This is a genomic window from Mesorhizobium erdmanii, from assembly GCF_013170725.1.
Taxonomy (GTDB): domain Bacteria; phylum Pseudomonadota; class Alphaproteobacteria; order Rhizobiales; family Rhizobiaceae; genus Mesorhizobium; species Mesorhizobium erdmanii.
The window spans coordinates 3068581-3086504 of sequence record NZ_CP033361.1; the positions used below are offsets into that span (position 1 = coordinate 3068581).

General features: G+C 63.7%; 17 protein-coding genes. 16 read left to right on the plus strand and 1 reads right to left on the minus strand.

Annotation, left to right across the window (positions count from 1 at the left end; genetic code table 11):
* The first annotated feature begins 3 nt into the window (after positions 1–3).
* The 6 genes from EB233_RS14960 to EB233_RS14985 all read left to right on the plus strand — a co-directional run bounded on the left by EB233_RS14960 (position 4) and on the right by EB233_RS14985 (position 5927).
* Positions 4–1065: an ABC transporter substrate-binding protein gene (locus tag EB233_RS14960; RefSeq protein WP_064988049.1), complete on the plus strand. Its 1062-nt coding sequence runs from the start codon at positions 4–6 to the stop codon at positions 1063–1065.
* Positions 1066–1279: 214 nt separating this feature from the next.
* Entirely contained in the window at positions 1280–2149 is an 870-nt protein-coding gene (locus EB233_RS14965) for an ABC transporter permease (protein ID WP_064988050.1), read from the plus strand.
* Positions 2149–2937 (plus strand): ABC transporter permease, encoded by a 789-nt coding sequence (locus EB233_RS14970; RefSeq protein WP_064988051.1) that lies wholly within the window; start codon positions 2149–2151, stop codon positions 2935–2937. Before EB233_RS14965 ends, EB233_RS14970 begins: the two co-directional genes overlap by 1 nt.
* The gene (locus EB233_RS14975) at positions 2937–4004 is read left to right on the plus strand and encodes an ABC transporter ATP-binding protein (protein WP_064988052.1); all 1068 of its coding nucleotides are present in this window, start codon (positions 2937–2939) and stop codon (positions 4002–4004) included. The genes EB233_RS14970 and EB233_RS14975 overlap by 1 nt, the downstream gene beginning before the upstream one ends.
* Before the next feature lie 241 nt (positions 4005–4245).
* Complete coding sequence (locus tag EB233_RS14980; RefSeq protein ID WP_064988053.1) at positions 4246–5496, plus strand: aconitase X; 1251 nt, start codon at positions 4246–4248, stop codon at positions 5494–5496.
* Positions 5493–5927 carry an aconitase X swivel domain-containing protein gene (locus EB233_RS14985; protein WP_064988054.1) on the plus strand — a complete coding sequence of 145 codons (435 nt, stop codon included), beginning with the start codon at positions 5493–5495 and terminating at the stop codon, positions 5925–5927. The genes EB233_RS14980 and EB233_RS14985 overlap by 4 nt, the downstream gene beginning before the upstream one ends.
* Before the next feature lie 4 nt (positions 5928–5931).
* On the opposite strand, the gene EB233_RS14990 is transcribed toward EB233_RS14985, so the two are convergent.
* Entirely contained in the window at positions 5932–6960 is a 1029-nt protein-coding gene (locus EB233_RS14990) for a LacI family DNA-binding transcriptional regulator (protein ID WP_027050961.1), read from the minus strand.
* Positions 6961–7316: 356 nt separating this feature from the next.
* Here EB233_RS14990 and EB233_RS14995 point away from each other — a divergent pair, with 356 nt between their 5' ends.
* The 10 genes from EB233_RS14995 (at position 7317) to EB233_RS15040 (ending at position 17924) form a co-directional block, all read left to right on the plus strand.
* Positions 7317–8930: an extracellular solute-binding protein gene (locus tag EB233_RS14995; protein WP_064988055.1), complete on the plus strand. Its 1614-nt coding sequence runs from the start codon at positions 7317–7319 to the stop codon at positions 8928–8930.
* A 101-nt stretch (positions 8931–9031) separates the two neighbouring features.
* Positions 9032–9892 (plus strand): carbohydrate ABC transporter permease, encoded by an 861-nt coding sequence (locus EB233_RS15000; protein WP_064988056.1) that lies wholly within the window; start codon positions 9032–9034, stop codon positions 9890–9892.
* Complete coding sequence (locus tag EB233_RS15005) at positions 9889–10845, plus strand: carbohydrate ABC transporter permease (protein ID WP_064988057.1); 957 nt, start codon at positions 9889–9891, stop codon at positions 10843–10845. The genes EB233_RS15000 and EB233_RS15005 overlap by 4 nt, the downstream gene beginning before the upstream one ends.
* A complete protein-coding gene (locus EB233_RS15010; RefSeq protein ID WP_064988058.1) occupies positions 10842–11942 on the plus strand; it encodes an ABC transporter ATP-binding protein in 1101 nt (366 codons plus the stop codon). Before EB233_RS15005 ends, EB233_RS15010 begins: the two co-directional genes overlap by 4 nt.
* Complete coding sequence (locus EB233_RS15015) at positions 11935–12996, plus strand: ABC transporter ATP-binding protein (RefSeq protein ID WP_064988059.1); 1062 nt, start codon at positions 11935–11937, stop codon at positions 12994–12996. Before EB233_RS15010 ends, EB233_RS15015 begins: the two co-directional genes overlap by 8 nt.
* Positions 12997–13031: 35 nt before the next feature.
* Positions 13032–14141 (plus strand): Gfo/Idh/MocA family protein, encoded by a 1110-nt coding sequence (locus EB233_RS15020; RefSeq protein WP_064988060.1) that lies wholly within the window; start codon positions 13032–13034, stop codon positions 14139–14141.
* A 26-nt stretch (positions 14142–14167) separates the two neighbouring features.
* A complete protein-coding gene (locus EB233_RS15025) occupies positions 14168–15082 on the plus strand; it encodes a sugar phosphate isomerase/epimerase family protein (protein ID WP_027050968.1) in 915 nt (304 codons plus the stop codon).
* A 56-nt stretch (positions 15083–15138) separates the two neighbouring features.
* Positions 15139–16083, plus strand: coding sequence for a sugar ABC transporter substrate-binding protein (locus EB233_RS15030; RefSeq protein WP_064988061.1), 945 nt, complete (start codon positions 15139–15141; stop codon positions 16081–16083).
* Positions 16084–16140: 57 nt separating this feature from the next.
* Complete coding sequence (locus EB233_RS15035) at positions 16141–17145, plus strand: ABC transporter permease (RefSeq protein ID WP_064988771.1); 1005 nt, start codon at positions 16141–16143, stop codon at positions 17143–17145.
* Complete coding sequence (locus EB233_RS15040) at positions 17142–17924, plus strand: ATP-binding cassette domain-containing protein (RefSeq protein WP_171892236.1); 783 nt, start codon at positions 17142–17144, stop codon at positions 17922–17924. Before EB233_RS15035 ends, EB233_RS15040 begins: the two co-directional genes overlap by 4 nt.

A 17924-nucleotide genomic window follows, 5' to 3' on the forward strand; every position in this document is an offset into this window, starting at 1 on the left:
GACATGCGCATGCCAAGACTGACTGCTCTGTTGACGGCGACCGCCGTCCTCACCACCGCCTTCACGCTGGCCGCCAGTGCCGCCGAAGTGCATGTGCTCAACTGGAAGGGCTACGGCGCCGACGAGCCATGGGCCATCCAGGCCTTCGAAAAAGCCACCGGCAACAAGGTCGTCAACGACTTCTTCAATTCCGAACAGGAAATGCTGACCAAGATCCGGACCAATCCGGGCCTCTACGACGTCGTCATGATCAACGCCGCCTTCAACAACCAGGCGATGGCCGAGAAGCTGATCCAGCCGATCGACGTGTCGAAGCTGCCGAACTATGCCGACATCAGCAAGGACAAGGCCGGCTCGCCGATGTTAGATCATGACGGCAAGGTCTATGGCGTGCCGTGGGTGTGGGGCCTGACGGCGCTCGCCATCAATGAAAAATCCTTCGACAAGCCACCGACGTCGATCGCCGAAATGTGGGATCCCGCGCATAAGGGTCGTGTCATCATCCGCGACGACGCCGTTGAGGCGGTGCAGTTCGGCGCCATCGCCACCGGCCAGAACATCAACGACATCAAGGATATGGATGCGGTCAAGACGAAGCTTACCTCGCTGATGCCGCAGATCAAGACTTTCTGGAGCTCGGAGAACGACTGGAACCAGATGGTCGCCTCCAACCAGATCGACATCGGCACCTATTGGAGCGGCTCGGCCGACCGCGCCAAGACCCACTTCAAGCTTCCGGTGTCGCTGGTCATTCCCAAGGAAGGCGCGGTCGCCTGGCTCGACGCGTTCTCGATCCCGGCCGGTTCGAAGAATGTCGAAGGCGCGCAGGCCTTCATCAACTGGATGATCGACCCGAAATTTTATGTCGAATGGGTCACCAAGGTCGGCGCTCCGGTCTCGGCCAACACCAAGGCGGTGGAGGCGCTGCCCGAGGATGCCTTCAACCGCAAGGTGATGGGCGACCCCGAGGTCGCCAAGCGCATCCAGTTCCAGGCGCCGATTACCGATGCCCAGCGCGAGGCCTATCTGGCGCTGTGGCAGCAGCTCAAGGTCGACGTGAAGTAGAGACCGCTTGGAAATTCTACTGTGGCGGCCATCTGATGGCGTTTTCTGCGCTTCCGGTGCTCACGGACCCAAATGTCCGCTGCGCTCCGGTTCTCGAAACCACCACCATATGACTCGCCACAGCGAATTTCGAAACGGTCTCTAAGATCACGTCCGGACCAGCCGTCGGTTCGTGCCGGCTGGCTCTTTCAATCCTCGGGAGGAGGAGGATGGCATGGCAGTACCAGGCGCGACCGCATCGCGCAGCGGGCAGAGATCGGCCCTGCCGCTGCTGGCGCCGGCCTATCTCTGGCTGACGGTGGCGATCTTCCTGCCGCTCTCGGCCATGGTCTTCTTCTCCTTCATGACTGACCTGCCGCTGTCCGGAAAGCCGTGGGCATTCACGCTGGGCAATTACGCCGCCTTCTTCTCGCAAAGCCTCTACCTGACACTGCTGCTCGCCTCGCTGCGCCTTGGCCTCGAAGTGACCCTGTGGTGCATCGTCATCGGCTATCCCGCCGCTTACGTGCTCGCCAAGGTGCTGAAGGGGCGCAGCCGCGAGGCAATCTTCCTGCTTGTCATCCTGCCGTTCTGGTCGAACGGGCTGGTGCGCATTTTTTCCTGGGCGATGGTTTTGCGCGAGGGCGGCATCCTGGACACCGCGCTCAATGCGGTGCTGCCGTTCAAGATCAACATCGATCTGATGTATTCCTACCCGGCCGTCATCATCGGCCTCGTGCACTCCTACGTCCCCTACATGGTGCTGACCTGCTATCTCACGCTGCAGGCGATCGACGACTCGCTGATCGAGGCCGGGCGCTCGCTCGGCGCCTCGCGACTGCAGGTGCTGAAGCGGGTGATCATCCCGCTGTCCTTGCCCGGCCTGGTGGCGGGCGCGGCGCTGATCTTCGTGCCGGTCGTCGGTTCCTTCATGGAGCCGCGCATTCTCGGCGGACGCACAGGCACCTTCTACGGCACGGTCATCGAGGACCAGTTCGTGGCCGTGTTCAACTGGCCACTTGGTGCCGCGCTCTCCTTCATCCTGCTCGCCGTCGTGCTTGTCATCCTGGCGGTCGCCTCGCCGGTGCTCAGGAGGGCTGCCTGATGATGACCACCCGCATCCTCGAAGGGCTTGGCCGCTTCTACATCGGGCTGCTGCTCGCCTTCCTCTATCTGCCTATCGTCATCATGGCGCTCATGTCGTTCAACGTCTCGCCCTTCTACCAGCTGCCGTTCGAGTGGACGACGGAATGGTATGCGTCGCTGTGGCACAACGACCAGCTTATCGCGGCCACCTGGAACAGCCTCGAGATCGCAATCGTCACCACCGTCATCTGCGTGGTGCTCGGCTCGGCCGCGTCGCTGGCGCTTTATCGCTATGAGTTTCGCGGCAAGAAGGTGCTGCAGGCGCTGCTCTTCCCGCCGATCGCCATTCCGTGGCTGATCACCGGCACCGCGATGCTGATCTTCTTCTTCGGCGTCGGCATCGGGCGCGGCCTGTTCGCTATCCTGCTCGGCCATGTCGCGCTGGCGCTGCCCTATGTCATCGTCGTGGTCTCGGCGCGGCTGCAGACCTTCGCGCCGGAACTGGAAGAAGCGGCTCGTTCGCTTGGCGCCAACCAGTGGCAGGTCACGATGCGTGTCACGCTGCCCTGGATCATGCCGGGCGTCATTGCCGGCGGGCTGTTCGCCTTCGCGGTGTCGTTCGACCAGTTCGTCGTCTCCTATTTCCTGGCGACGCCCGGCCAAACGACGTTGCCGGTCGAAATCTACGCCGCGATTCGCAAGGGTTTCACACCCGAGATCAATGCGGTCTCGACCATCATCATCGTCGTGTCGATGGCGCTCATGCTGCTGACGGCGCGCTTCTTCAAATTCGGCGGAGAGAAATAATGGCCGGCGTGCAGGTAGCGAACGTCTCCCGCAGCTTCGGCGCGCACAAGGCGCTGGACGACGTGTCGATCGATTTCGCCGATGGCGGCTTCTACGCGCTGCTCGGACCGTCCGGCAGCGGCAAGACCACGCTGCTGCGCCAGATAGCGGGTTTCGATTTTCCCGACTCCGGCCGCATTTCCATCGGCGGTGAAAGTGTGGAGCGCGTGCCGGTCGAGAAGCGGCGCATCGGCATGGTGTTCCAGAACTATGCGCTGTTCCCCAATATGAGCGTCGCCGACAATGTCGCCTTCGGCCTGTCGGTGCGCGGCGAGAACAAGGCGGTGATTGCCACCGAAGTGCAGCGCGCACTCGACCTCGTGCAATTGGGCAAGCTTGGCGGACGGCGTCCGCACCAGCTGTCCGGCGGCCAGCGCCAGCGTGTCGCGCTGGCGCGCGCCATCGTCACCAAGCCGCGCGTGCTGTTGCTCGACGAGCCGCTGGGCGCGCTCGACAAGGCGCTGCGCGTCGACATGCAGATAGAGTTGAAGCGCATCCAGCGCGAGATCGGCATCACCACCATCTTCGTCACCCACGACCAGGAAGAGGCGCTGACGATGAGCGACCGCATCGGCATTCTGCGCGACGGCAGGCTGGTGCAGGAAGGGCCGCCGGAGGAAATCTACGACCGGCCGAAAAGCGAATTCGCCGCCACCTTCCTCGGCGACGCCAACATCTTTCGCGGCGATGCGACCGGCAACGGCATCCGCCTTCCGGACGGCACGGCAATCGCGGCAAAGGTGGGCGACCGGCTTGCCGGCGGCGCCAAGGCCAGCTGCGCCGTGCGGCCCGAGCGCATAAGGATTGCGACGGACGCCGTGGTTTCGGATGCAGCCGATGCGAATATGCTCAAGGGCAAGGTCTCCAAGCGTATCTTCGCCGGCAACAACAGCACCTATTTCGTCGAGCGCGCCGGCCAGACGCTGAAAGTCATCGTGCAGAACACCGGCGCCGACAGGCTGGCGGAGGGGCAGGATGTGGTGCTGCGCTGGTCGCCGGAGAGCACGGTGTTGATCGCGGCTGGGTAGGTAGCGCGGTTCGATAGCTGGGACTGTTGGCGTTCCGTGGCGCCCCCCTCTGTCCCGCCGGACGTCTCCCCCACAAGGGGGGAGATTGGCTGTCGCCACCGATTTCGCAAATGTCCTGCATTGCAAGAATGAGCGCCAGGGACGAAGCTGCCAATCTCCCCCCCCTTGTGGGGGAGATGCCCGGCAGGGCAGAGGGGGGCGCTGTCCCTCCGTCCTTTCCGACAACGAGCCGGGAGCTGCAATGACTTTGGAATTAACCGCACGGGACCGCTCCATGCTCGACGGCGGACAAGGCCCGTCCGCGGCCGCCGCGATGAAAATCCTCGTCGCCTTTTCCAACGCGATCGGCGCGCGCGGCCTGCTCGACATATCGGGCGCCCATATCGATGGTTGCCTTTATCATGGCAAGGCCGGGCTCGATTTCGTCGAACGGCTGGTCGTGGGCGGCGGCCGCGTGCAGGTGCCGACGACGCTCAATGTCGGCTCGTTCGATCTCATCCACCCCGGCATGGTGAAGATGCCGGCGGCGGAAGAGGCGCCGGCGCGGCGTCTGATGAAGGCGCATCTGGAGCTTGGCTGCCAGGCGACCTTCACCTGCGCGCCCTATCAGACGCGCTTCCGGCCTGACTTCGGACAGCAGATCGCCTGGGGCGAATCCAACGCCATCGTCTTTGCCAATTCCGTTATCGGCGCCCGCACCAACCGCTATGGCGACTTCATCGATTTGTGCTGCGCGATGACCGGACGCGCGCCGGCCTGGGGCCTGCATCTCAGCGAAAACCGGCGCGGCCGCATCCTGTTCGAACTGGACATTGCCCAAGCCGAACCAAACGACAGCCTGTTCGTCGGGGTCGGGCTGATCATCGGCCAAGCCAGCGGCGACCGCATTCCGGTGATCTCAGGCCTGCCGAAGCCGCGCGACGAAGACCAGTTGAAGGCGCTGGGTGCCGCAGCCGCGACGACAGGTGCGGTGGCGCTGTTCCATGCGGTCGGGATCACCCCGGAAGCGCGGACGCTGGATGAGGCGTTCCAGGGCCATCTTCCTGAAGAGACTATACGCATCGCCCGGGCCGACATCGATCAGGCGCTGGCCAGGCTGTCGGGGGTGCCCGACGGTGCGTCGCTTGCAGCCGTGTCGCTGGGCACGCCGCATTTCTCGCACGAGGAGTGGATGCGCCTGTTGCCGATGCTGCGGGAGGCGGCACCCGGCAAAGGCATCCCGATCTACGTCAATACCGGGCGCGCGACGCTGACGCGGCTGCAGGAGGAGGGCGCACTGGCCGGCATGGAGGCCTTCGGCCTGGTTCCGGTCGCCGACACCTGCACCTATGTCACCGCGATCCTCGAGCGGCTCGACGGCGTGGTGATGACCAATTCCGGCAAATGGGCGCATTACGCGCCGGGCAATATCGGCGTGACCGTCGCCTTCGCCGACATGGAGGACTGCATCCGTTCCGCCGCCGTCGGCCATGTCGTGCGAGGTGTCTCATGAAGCGGCCGGCGGAGCGGCCCGGCACCTTCCAGCTGTCCGGTGAGGCCGATGGCCTGGCTCTGGTTTTCTCGCAACCGCTCAGCTTCTGGGGCGGCATCGACGCCGAGACTGGCGACATCATCGACCACTCGCATCCAGGGCTTGGCCAGAGCGTCGCCGGCAAGATTCTGGTGATGCCGAGCGGGCGCGGCTCGTCATCCTCGTCCTCGGTGCTGGCCGAAGCGATCCGCAGGGGAACGGCGCCTGCCGGAATTCTTCTGGAGCGTCCGGACCCGATCCTGGCAGTGGGCGCCATCGTTGCCGAGTTTCTCTATGACATCCATATGCCGCTGGTGGTCTGCGACATTTCCGGCATTGTCTCCAGCGACCGGATCGCGATCGGTGCGGGTGAGGATGGTGGGGCGATGATAAGAGTTAAAGCAAAAAGCTAACCGCTCAGATCTCCGGGATATTCTCCTTGAAGATCACCTGCAGCCTCGGCTGGTGCAACTCATAGGGCAGCCCGCGGACCGCGTGGGTCAGCGTGTTGAGCGCCTCGCGCGCCTCGACGCGCGGGTTCTGGTCGATGACGGCATCGAGCGTGCCGTCGAGCAGAAGGTCCTTGGTGCCGTCAGTCACCTCGTGGCCGAGGAAAACCATGGATTGCGCGCGGCCGCGTTCCTTGAGCGCGCGGGCGATGCCGGTGTTGCCGGCACCGACATTGTAGATGGCGGCAAGGTCGGGATGGCGGTCCAGAAGTGCCGACGCTTCCGAATAGGCCTTCTCACGGTCGTCGAGCATTTCGCGCATCTCGACGATCTCGAGATTGGGGGATTCCTCGGTCAATATGTGCCGGAACCCCATCTCGCGTTCCTCATGGCCGCGATAAGACAGCGAGCCGGCGAATAGCGCCACCTTGCCGGGGCGCTCCGGCCCCATGAAACGGTTGAGCAGATAACCGGCCAACCGCCCGGCGGCTCGGTTGTCGATGCCGATATAGGCGACCCTGGGCACATGCAGGATGTCGGAGGCGATGGTCACCACCTTGACATCGTTGGCCGACAGCGAGCGGAGCGCCTCGCGCACCGTCGGATGATCGAGCGCGATGACGCCGACGCCTTGCGTCTGTCCGCGCAAATCCTGCAGCAGGCGAGCGAGCCGGTCGGGGTTGAAGCCCTCTATGGTGGCGATGTGGACATCAAGATCGGGGCGCGCCACGGCCTGCGCCTCGATGTGACGATGCAGCATCTTGATGAAGGAATTGGTGCCGGCCGGCAGCGCGAAGTCGAGCCGGATGACCTCGCCGGGTAAGGGCCGTGGCGGCGCCCCGTTTGGGCTTTCGGCGATGTAGCCGAGGCGCTGCGCCATTTCGAGCACGATCTCGCGCGTGCGCGCCCGCACGCCGGGACGGTTGTTCAGCACGCGGTCGACGGTGGCGGCGGAAACGCCGGCTTCCCGGGCTATGTCGGTCAGGGTGGAACGCACCGTCTTTCATCTCCTCAACGCATCAGGATCACGCAATGCCGGCGGCCCGTCTGACGGCGACGGCTGCCAGCCATCGGCGATTCTGATGGGAAATGATGTATCCGGCCTTGGTCGAAGCGCAAGCCTTCGGACTAAATCAGGTCGCCCGGCACTGCTGTTCCAGGACGGGAAGACACATTTCCCATCAAATCGAGGCATAAGGAGCGGTATATGAATCCCGGTATGACGCATTTCCTCGCCCATTGCGATGTTGTGAGGTGTTTTGATTATTTATGATGTTGACAGCCTTCCGATACTGCCGTCAATATCCCTCATGGGCTCGTGGAGGAAACCTTGGCCCTGAGGGAGGAATTCCAATGTCTGATCTGATCCGCATATCGCGGCGCCGATTGTTGGCGTCCGGAGGAAAGGCGGCGGCGTTCGTGGCCGCGGCCGGTATTGCACCGCAGTTCATCCGCCCCGGCCGCGCCTTTGCCGCCGACGCACTGGCGCCGGGCATGATCGGCGGCCCGACCGGCTTCGAGGGCGCCGAGCGTTACCAATATGGCGCCGACACGCCGGAAGGCCGCGCCATCGAGGCGGCCAAGGCGCTGAAGGGGGCAGGCAAGGCGCCGGCCAAGATCGTGCTCGGCCTGTCTGACGGCTCGATCGGCCAGCTCACGCAGCCTTTCCCGGCCGGCGCGCCATCGATCAAGGAACTGTGGGAAAAGGAAACCGGCATTCCGATCGAGATCGTCGGCTTGCCGAACGGCCAGGAATTCACCAAGACGATGCAGGACATCTCCACCAAGGGTGGGGCCTACGACATCTATTCCACCGAATGGAACCGCCTTGGCGATCTCGCCGAAACCGGCGGCATCGCCAAGCTCGACGACTTCGTGGCCCAGTACAAGCCTGAATGGGACGACCCCAAGACCGGTTATGTCGACGGCGCCAAGGGCGTGTCGCTGCTCAACAAATATCGCGGCTCGAACTATGGCGTGTCGCTCGACGGCGACTTCCAGACCTGGGTCTATCGCACCGACCTGTTTGGCGACGCGGCCGAGCAGAAGGCGTTCAAGGACAAATACGGCTACGATCTAGCGCCGCCGAAAACCTGGAAACAGCATGGCGATATCGCCGCCTTCTTCCAGCGCCCGGACAAGGGCCTGTTCGGCTCGACCGATCTGCGCAACCAGGGCTGGGGCTACACCAACTGGTATCAGCGCTATGTATCGATGGCCTCGCCCAACCAGTTCCCGTTCGGCGACGACGGCAAGCCGCTGATCAATTCCGAGCATGGCATCGCCGCCACCAACGAATATGTGGAATCGCTCGTCCACCATTCGCCGGATGCGATCTCGTGGGGCTGGCCGGAGCAGTACGGCAATTTCGCCAAGGGCGGGGCGGCGATGACCTGTGCCTTCTCCAACCTGCCGAAATTCCTCGACAATGCCGGCAACAAGGATTCGGCCGTCACCGGCAAGATCGGCTCGATGCTGCCGCCGGGCCGAGAGATCGACGGCAAGCTGATCAGCCGCTCCGTTCTGTGGTTCTCGCTGACCGGCATGGTCTCGTCGCAGTCGAAAAACCAGGAGGTCGCCTACCTCCTGCTGCAATGGCTGGGCTCGGCCCGCATCTACGCCTGGATGAGCGCCAACCCCGGCGGCTATCTCGATCCGTTCCGCCTTTCGGACTTCTCCGATCCGCTGGTGCGGCAGACCTACCACGCCTACCACATGGACGTGGTGCGAGAGACGGTCGCCCGCACGGTGCCGACCATCAACTATCCCGGCGCCACCGCCTTCCACAATGCGCTCGACGAAAACCTCATGGCCTCGCTGACCAAGGCCAAGACATCGGAGCAGGCGATGGCCGACACCGAGGCCGAGTGGAAGAAGATCGCCCGGCGCATCGGCGAGGACAAATTGCTCGAAGCCATCAGAACCAACAAGGAGGCCTGGCCGACCGTTCTCGATCCGATCAGCTGATCCGTCTCCCTGGATCAGAGCTGTCTCCGGTCCAAACAAGCTGAGGGGAAGAGCGAAAGCTCTTCCCCTCAGCACTCAACGCCACCAGCAAAAGCAGCCAGATGAAGCGTTCCGTTCCTTTCGAGATATTCCGCTACGCCGCGATCCTCGCGGCGATGGCGGTGACGCTGGTGCCGATCCTGTGGATGGTATCGATGGCCTTCAAGCCGATCGCCGAATGGTCGGCGACCGGCGCCGACCTGACATGGTGGCCGAAGAACCCGACGCTCAGCAACTTCCGCTTCGTGTTCGGCGAATCCACCAACAGCCTGATCGTCGCGCTCGACCGCACCGCGCTGAAGCCGATCCTGTCGTCGCTCTTGTCGGCGGTGTTCGGCACCGCCATCGCCATGTCGGCCGGCACGGCGGCGGCCTATGGGCTGTCGCGCTTCGGCTCGGGCCAGAACCTGCCGCTGGCGCTGATCCAACTGAGGCTGTTCCCGCCGATGGCGGTGATGATCCCGGTGATGATCATGTGGTCGTTCCTGAACTTCACCGACAGCTGGTGGGGCCTGGCGCTGATCTATGGTATCGTCACCTTGCCGTTCGCCTTCTGGCTGATGAAGACCTTCTTCGACGACATGCCGCGCGAGATCGAGGAGGCCGCCCTTGTCGAAGGCTGTTCGCGGCTGCGCGTCTTCACCCGCATCACGCTGCCGATGATGCGCGCGCCGCTGGCCAGCGCCGCCCTCTTCGTCTTCATCCTCAACTGGTCGGATTATCTGATCGCACTGCTTCTGACGACGCGCGAATGGGTGACCATCCCCGTCTACATGGCCTCGCTGTCGTCCTCGATGACGGGCCAGCTCTACGGCGCCAAGGCAGCGCTCGGGCTCATCGCCGCGGTGCCGCCGGTGATCATGGGCATCGCCATCCAGCGCCATCTGGTGCGTGGGCTCACCTTCGGGGCGCTCAAGCAATGAGCGTGGTGATGACGACGATTTCGGAGGGCGAGATGGACGCGCGGACAAAGCCGGCGCTGCGTGACGAAGGCGCCCGGCTGGGCTTCCGGCTGACGCTGCCGGCGCAGATCCTGGTGCTGTTCATCTCGGCCTTTCCGCTTTTGATGCAGCTCTACATCAGCGTCACCGACTGGTCGCCGCTCTCGGGTCTCGGCTGGTGGAATGCCTGGGAGATGTGGAACAGTTTCGCCAACTACACCGATCTCGCCGCCGATGCCCGTTTCTGGAGCGCGCTGAAACGCACGGCGATCGTCATGGTCGTCTGTGTGCCGGCTGAGTTCCTGCTGGGCCTCGCGCTGGCGACGCTGTTCGCCGACAATTTTCCCGGCAAGCGCATCTTTTATTCGATCCTGCTGATGCCGATGATGGTGGTGCCGGCGGTGGCTGGCTACATGTTCTTCATGCTGTTCCAGTCGGGCGGCCCGGTGAACGACATCCTGTCGTCGCTAACAGGTTCTCCGGTCACCATCGCCTGGCTGTCGGACCCGACGCTGGCGCTGATCGCGGTGATGATCGCCGATATCTGGCAGTGGACGCCGCTGATGTTCCTCATCCTGCTTGCCGGCCTGGTCGGCGTGCCGGAGGATCAGATCAAGGCCGCGACCTTGCTCGGCGCCAATCCCTGGCAGCGCTTCACCACCATCGTGCTGCCGAAGATGAAGACCATCATCATCATCGCGCTGGCGATCCGCGTGATCGAGAACTTCAAGATCTTCGACACGCTCTACATCATGACTGGCGGTGGCCCCGGCGTCGCCACGGAAACGATCTCCGTCTACATCTACAAGGTCACCACGCAGGATCTGATCTGGGGCTATGTCGCGGCGATCGCGCTCGCCATCCTGGTCGTCCTCTCTATCGTCGCCGTGTTCGCCATGAAGCGCATGGCGCGGACAAAACAGGTGGCGGCATGAGCGCGATCCAGCTCAGGCATCTCACCAAGACATTCGGCGACTTCACCGCGCTGAAGACGATGGACCTCGATATAGCGGACGGCGAGTTCATGGCGCTGCTCGGGCCATCAGGTTGCGGCAAGTCGACGACGATGAACATGATCGCCGGCATGGAAGAGCCGAGCAGCGGCAATATCCTGTTCGGCGAGCGCGACATGGCCGGCGTGCCGATGGGGCGGCGCGGCGTCGGCTTCGTGTTCCAGAACTATGCCATCTTTACCCATATGACGGTGCGCCAGAACCTCGCCTACGGGCCGAGGATGCGCGGCGCCGCCAAGGCCGAGATCGACCGCCGCGTCGGCGCCATCGCCGAGCTGCTGCAATTGACGCCGCTGCTCGACCGCAAGGCGGACCGGCTGTCGGTCAATATCCTGCAGCGGGTGGCGATCGGCCGCTCGGCGATCATGGAGCCGGCGATCTTCCTGCTCGACGAGCCGCTATCCAATGTCGACGCGGCGTTCCGGGCGGTGATGCGCACCGAGCTGAAACAACTGCAGCGCCAGTTCGGACAGACCATGGTCTATGTCACCCATGACCAGCTCGAGGCGATGACGATGGCCGACCGCATCGCCGTCATGGATCATGGCGTGCTGCAGCAGGTCGGCACGCCGCTCGATGTCTACAACAATCCGGCCAATGTCTTCGTCGCCCGGTTCATCGGCGCACCGGGCATGAACCTGCTCAAGGGCAAGCCGACGGAGAGCGATCGCGGCCTTGTCATCGATCTCGGCCCGCTGGGCATCACGCCGCCGCTGCCGGATGAGTTGGCGGCCACCTTGCGTGCCGCACGCGGCGATGTGCTCTACGGCTTCCGGCCGGAGCAGGTGGCCTTGGCGCCGGAGGGGCGCGAGCTTGCCATGCCTGTCACCTTCGTCGAGCGCATCGGCGCGCGCACCATCGTCCATCTCGGCCAGGGCGAGGGCGCCGTGAAAGCGGTCTTTGACAATGATGTCGGGCTCGCGATCGGGCAAACCGCGGTCGTCGCGCCAATAGCGGCGTCGGTGCGCGTCTTCGACGCCGCCTCCGGTGTCGCGATGAAGGCAGGTCGAGATGGCTGACATCGTCTTTCGCAACGTGACCAAGCGCTACGGCACTACACTCGCCGTCGACGACGCCTCGTTCACGGTGAACGACAATGAGTTTTTTTGCTTCTTCGGGCCGCCGCTGTCGGGCAAGTCGACGATCCTGCGCCTGGTGCTCGGGCTGGAATCGCCGGACGCCGGCGAGATCCTGATCGGCGGCAGACCGGTCAACATGGTGTCGCCGGCCGAGCGCAACGTCGCCATGGTGTTCCAGAACCTGGCGCTGTTCCCGCATATGAGTGCGCTCGACAATGTGCGCTTCCCCCTGGTCGAACGCGGGGTCGCCGAGCTCCAGATTAAAAAGCGGGTCGCCGATGTCGCGGCCAAGCTGCATATCGGCCATATCCTGCACAAGCCGCCGGCGCAGCTTTCGGGCGGCGAGCGGCAGCGCGTGGCGATCGCGCGTGCGCTGGTGCGCGATCCCAACGCCTATCTGATGGACGATCCGATCTCGGCACTCGATGCGCGGCTGCGCGAGGAAACGCGGGTCGAGCTGAAGCGCATCCAGCGCGAGCTCGGCAAGACGCTGATCTATGTCACCCATGACCAGGAGGAGGCAATGTCGATCGCCGACCGCATCGCCATCCTGGACAATGGCAAGATCAGGCAGGTCGGCGCCCCGGCCGAAATCTATGACCGTCCGGCCAGCACCTATGTGGCGCGGCTGCTTGGCTCGCCGATGATGAACATCCTGAAATCCATCCGGGGCGAGGGCGGTATCGAAGCCGCTGAAGGCACGATTCGGATTGCCGACAAGGCTGCCCCCGTCGATGCAATCGAGATCGGGCTGAGGCCGGAAGATATTAAGGTCAGTCCGTGGGCGGATGGTGGCCAGGGCCGCCCGGCGCGGGTGTTCGAGGTCGAGCCGCTTGGCGGCTATACCGTGGTGACACTCTCCGCCGGGCAGGCGCGGCTGAAGGCGCTGCTGCGCGGCCAGCCTGACATCAGGCCCGATGCGATGGTGGCGATATCCTGCGAGCCGGCGCGCGTGCATTATTTCGGGCAGAGCGGAGGCGCGTTGGCGAGATGATTGCGGCCGCGAGGACAGAATTTCGGGAGGACGACATGGCAGGCAAAGGCTTCGAGCCGGACGTGAAGGTTCGTGCAAAAGAATTCAGGATCGGCTGCGTCGGCGCCGGCATGATCATGGCCGAGTGCCATCTGGCTGCCTACAAGGAGGCCGGCTTTCCAGTCGTGGCGATCGCTTCGCGTACCCCCGCGAATGCGCAAAAGGTCGCCACGCGCTGGGGCATCCCGACCGTGCACGACACGCCGGAACAGCTGATCGAGGACGAAACTGTCGAGATCATCGACCTTGCCTTCCCGCCGGACCAGCAGCCGGCGCTGATCCGCCATGCGCTGAAGCAGAAGCACATCAAGGCGATCTTGGCGCAGAAGCCCCTGGCGCTGTCGGTCGAGGAAGCGGTCAAGCTGCGCGACGAGGCGGCGAAAGCCGGCAAGATCCTCTCGGTCAACCAGAACATGCGTTACGACCAGTCGATGCGCGTGTTGAAGCAGATCATCGACAGCGGCGCGCTCGGCGACATCGTCTTCGCGCAGATCGACATGCACGCCATCCCGCATTGGCAAACCTTCCTCGAGGATTACGACCGGCTGACGCTCGCCAATATGAGCGTGCACCATCTCGACGTGCTGCGCTTCCTGTTCGGCGATCCCGATGAGATCACCACGCTGACGCGCAAGGATCCGCGCACGACATTCGACCATCTGGACGGCATCACGGTCTCGACGCTGCGCTTCCCCACGGGCGTGCTCGCCGTGTCGCTGGAGGATGTCTGGTCCGGTCCGCGCCAGGAGGGCTACAAGGACGACCAGCACATCAACTGGCGCGTCGACGGCACCAGGGGTGTCGCCAAGGGCACGATCGGCTGGCCGACAGGTGCGGCCTCGACGCTGACCTATGCCTCGGCCGAGACGACCGGCGGCGAATGGGTCAGCCCGAGCTGGGAGACGATGTGGTTCCCGCATGCCTTCATCGGCGTCATGGAGCAGCTGCAGCACGCGGTGAAGACCGGCACGCCGCCGGCGCTCTCCGTCGCCGACAACGTCAAGACCATGGCGCTGGTCGAGGCGGGCTACCGGTCGATGGCATCCGGCCGCACGGTCAGGCTTTCCGAGATCGCCATCAACGCAACCGAAACACCAGACAACTGAATCGCTTACAGGGAGGAATTCACACCATGATGCAGGCAGGTATTTTCACGGGCTATTTCCCGTACGGCCTCGAAGAGACGGCACAGAAGATCCGCGGCCTCGGTTTCAACACGGTGCAGCTCGACCTGCATTTCAAGGATGTCGACCTGTCGGCTGGCCAGATCACCAAGGACAAGGCCAAGAAGGTGCGCGATGTCTTCCGCGACCACAATCTGCCGGTCTGCTGCGTGTCGGGCTATACCAACATCATCCATCCGGACAAGGCCGAACGCGAGAAGCGCGTCGGCTACCTCAAGGAGATCATCCGCAACGCCCGCCATTTCGGCTCGCCTTACGTGATCTCGGAAACCGGCACCTACAACACCGAATCCGACTGGGTGCATCACCCCAAGAACAAGACCGAGGAAGGGTTCGAGGAGTGCCGCAAGGTGATCGCGGACCTTGCGCAGACGGCTTACGACCACGGCGCGGTGTTCCTGCTCGAAACCTATGTCAACAACGTCGTCGGCTCGGTCGAGGAGACGGTGAAGATGTTCGCGCAGGTCGACCATCCCGGCCTTGGCCTGTTGATGGACCCGACCAACTATTTCGAGACCCACAATATCGACCGTATGGACCAGATCCTGAACCAGGTGTTCGACACGCTGACCGACAAGATCAGGATCGCGCATGCCAAGGACGTCAAGCGCTCGGGCGACGACAAGTCGGAGAAGCACGCCGATATCGGCGACGCCGATGCGATGGAAAGCCATACGTTCCGGGGCGTCGGCGAGATCGAACTGCCAGCGCCGGGCCTCGGCTCGCTGAACTACGACCTCTATCTCAAGCGGCTGGCCGAGAAGCATCCGAACATCCCTGTCATCATCGAGCATCTGTCGGAAGACGACGTGCCGCGCGCCAAGAAATTCCTCGACGGGAAATTCCGCGCCAACGGGCTGTGAGGATTATTCCGCGCTGCCGGTTCGCGGCGGCGCGGCTCCAAACAAGGGAGGAAAGAATGTTGAAAATCGCTTGGAAATTGGTGGCCGCCGCGACAGTGCTCGCCGGCGTCGCCCTCGGCACGGCGGCTCAGGCGGCGGAAGGCCAGAAGACCTTTTATCTCCTGTCGCATGGCGGCCCCTCGGATGCGTTCTGGATCGACTGGAATGCCGGCGCGACCAAAGCCTGCGACCAGCTCAAGGTGACCTGCAAGATCTCCTTCAGCGGCGGCGACATTGCGGCGCAGAAAGAGGCGTTCAACTCGGCGCTCGCCGCCAAGCCCGACGGCATCGCCACCACGTCGGCGCAGCCGGGACTTTGGACGGAGGAAGTAAAGGCGGCGAAAGCAGCCGGCATTCCGATCGTGTTCTTCAACACCGACGATCCGGCGACCGACCGCCAGGCCTATGTCGGCGCCGACCTCAAGGAAGCAGGCGCGATCTGGGCGAAGTACCTGGTCGACCACAAGATGGTGAAGCCGGGCGACAGGGTGTTCCTGCCAGTGGAAGTTCCCGGCGCCAGCTATCAGCAGCTGGAAACGGAAGGCATCGCCAGCGTTTTCGATCCGCTTGGCATCAAATATGACGTCGTCGATTGCGGCACCGATCCGGCCGGCATCATCGCCAAGATGACCGACTATATGGTGGCTAACAATCCACCGGCGATCATCGCGCTCGGCGATTCCGTGGCGGCCAGCGTCAAGCGGGTGTTCGACGGCGCGGGCGTGCCGGCCGGCAAGATCCCGGTCGTCGGCTGGGGCAATTCCAAGGAGACGGCGCAGGCCGTCAAGGATGGCTTCGTCAACGCCGCCGCATGGCAGTACCCGTCGGCGCAGGGCTTCATGCCGGTGGCGCTGCTCGGGCTCGCCGCTTCGGGCGAGCCGATCGGCTACGACATCCACACTTTCGGCCTCTATGACGCCTCCAGCGTCGACCCGATCCTGAAGCTCTACGACAAGAAATGAGAAGCCGGCGCCCGCCGTGAAAGCGGCGGGCGTCCTTCAAGCATGGTTCAAGCCGTCATGACAATTGCCGCCGAAGACGACGCGCCGAGGGCGAAAGGCAGGTCCAGCCTGCTGCGCTCGCCGCAATTCTCCTCCTTCATCATCCTCGTCGTGCTGTTGGCGGTGTTCGCTCTCGCTGACGCCAATTTTCTGTCGCCGCTCAACATCTCCAACATGATGGCGTTCCTGCCCGAACTCGGCATCATCGCGCTCGGCATGACGCTGCTTTTGACGGCGGGCGAATTCGACCTCTCCGTCGGCGCGGTGTTCGGGCTGGCGCCGGTGGTGGTGATGCTGCTGGTGCAGAACGGCGGATGGGATATCGGCGTGGCCTTGCTGGCCGGGCTTGTGCTGTGCATCGCGATCGGCGCGATCAACGGGGTGATCGTCACCAAGATCGGCATCTCTTCCTTCCTGGTGACGCTGTCGATGCTGCTCGTCGTGCGCGGGGCGGCGCTCTACATCACGCAAGGCTTTCCGCTGAAGTCCTGGGACCAGCCCGGCTTCTTCGTCACGCTGCTCGCCGGCAGCTTCAATGTAGGTTCGTTCCGCTTCTACACCTCGCTGTGGTGGTTCATCGGCCTGTCGCTGTTTGCCATATACATCCTGCGTTACGCCAAGCTCGGCAACTGGATCAGCGCCATCGGCTCCAATCGCAACGCGGCGGTGGCACGCGGCGTGCCGGCCGACGCGGTCAAGATCTGGCTGTTCATCGCGACTTCGGTGCTGGCGGGTCTTGCCGGCATGATCAGCGCCTTCCGCATCTCCGCCGCCTCGCCGGTGGCCGGCACCGGCTACGAGCTGGAGGTCATCGCCATGGTGGTGGTCGGCGGCACGGCGCTGACCGGCGGCCGGGGCACCATCCTGGGCACCATCGTCGGCGCGCTGATGCTGCGCGCCATCCGCAACGGCATCGTGCTGATCGGCGTGCCGGGGCTGGCCTACAACATCTTCGTCGGCCTCATCATCCTCGCCATGCTCATCCTGCACGCTTTGCTGCAGAAGAACGCCGCAAGGAGTTGACGATGGACGTGCTTCGGCTGCAGAATTTGCAGAAATCCTTCGGCAGCGTCCGTGCGCTGAAGAATGCCTCGCTGACGCTCAGGGAAGGCGAGGTGGTGGCGTTGCTCGGCGACAATGGCGCCGGCAAGTCGACGCTGATCAAGGCGATCTCAGGCGTGTTCCCGGTCGACCGCGGCGACATCTATGTACGCGGCGAGAAGGTCTCGATCCGTTCGACCCGCGACGCGATGGACCTCGGCATCGAGACCATCCATCAGGACACGTCGCTGGCGCCGGATCTCAGCATCGCGCGCAATCTTTTCCTCGGCCGCGAGCCGGTCAATTTCGGCTGGCTCGGCGTGTTCGCGCCGCTCGATCTCGCCAAATTGCGCAAGGCCGCTTCCGAACTGCTCAAGCGCGTCGGTATCTCGAAGAAACTCGACGCCGATGCACTGGTCTCGACGCTGTCGGGCGGCGAGCGCCAATCGATCGCGATTTCGCGCGCCATGCAGTTCGCCGCCAAGGTGATCATCCTCGACGAACCGACCAACAATCTCGGCGTCGAGGAAACCCATGGCGTGCTGCGCTTCGTCAAGGAGGTGCGCGATGCCGGCCATTCGGTGCTGCTCATCACTCACAACATCCACCACGTGTTCCAGGTCGCCGACCGCATCATCGTCATGCGGCGCGGCGAGATCGTCGCCGAGCAGACGGTCGCCGACACCGACCTTCTGACGGTGGAAAGCATCATCACCGGCGGAGACATGTCGGCCTTGCTCAAGGAGGCGAGGGCAAAGTGA

Excerpts from the sequence above, each read along its gene's own strand:
- EB233_RS14960 (WP_064988049.1), top strand. The coding sequence starts at position 4 with ATGCGCATGCCAAGACTGACTGCTCTGTTGACGGCGACCGCCGTCCTC.
- EB233_RS14965 (WP_064988050.1), top strand. The coding sequence starts at position 1,280 with ATGGCAGTACCAGGCGCGACCGCATCGCGCAGCGGGCAGAGATCGGCC.
- EB233_RS14970 (WP_064988051.1), top strand. The coding sequence starts at position 2,149 with ATGATGACCACCCGCATCCTCGAAGGGCTTGGCCGCTTCTACATCGGG.
- EB233_RS14975 (WP_064988052.1), top strand. The coding sequence starts at position 2,937 with ATGGCCGGCGTGCAGGTAGCGAACGTCTCCCGCAGCTTCGGCGCGCAC.
- EB233_RS14980 (WP_064988053.1), top strand. The coding sequence starts at position 4,246 with ATGACTTTGGAATTAACCGCACGGGACCGCTCCATGCTCGACGGCGGA.
- EB233_RS14985 (WP_064988054.1), top strand. The coding sequence starts at position 5,493 with ATGAAGCGGCCGGCGGAGCGGCCCGGCACCTTCCAGCTGTCCGGTGAG.
- EB233_RS14995 (WP_064988055.1), top strand. The coding sequence starts at position 7,317 with ATGTCTGATCTGATCCGCATATCGCGGCGCCGATTGTTGGCGTCCGGA.
- EB233_RS15000 (WP_064988056.1), top strand. The coding sequence starts at position 9,032 with ATGAAGCGTTCCGTTCCTTTCGAGATATTCCGCTACGCCGCGATCCTC.
- EB233_RS15005 (WP_064988057.1), top strand. The coding sequence starts at position 9,889 with ATGAGCGTGGTGATGACGACGATTTCGGAGGGCGAGATGGACGCGCGG.
- EB233_RS15010 (WP_064988058.1), top strand. The coding sequence starts at position 10,842 with ATGAGCGCGATCCAGCTCAGGCATCTCACCAAGACATTCGGCGACTTC.
- EB233_RS15015 (WP_064988059.1), top strand. The coding sequence starts at position 11,935 with ATGGCTGACATCGTCTTTCGCAACGTGACCAAGCGCTACGGCACTACA.
- EB233_RS15020 (WP_064988060.1), top strand. The coding sequence starts at position 13,032 with ATGGCAGGCAAAGGCTTCGAGCCGGACGTGAAGGTTCGTGCAAAAGAA.
- EB233_RS15025 (WP_027050968.1), top strand. The coding sequence starts at position 14,168 with ATGATGCAGGCAGGTATTTTCACGGGCTATTTCCCGTACGGCCTCGAA.
- EB233_RS15030 (WP_064988061.1), top strand. The coding sequence starts at position 15,139 with ATGTTGAAAATCGCTTGGAAATTGGTGGCCGCCGCGACAGTGCTCGCC.
- EB233_RS15035 (WP_064988771.1), top strand. The coding sequence starts at position 16,141 with ATGACAATTGCCGCCGAAGACGACGCGCCGAGGGCGAAAGGCAGGTCC.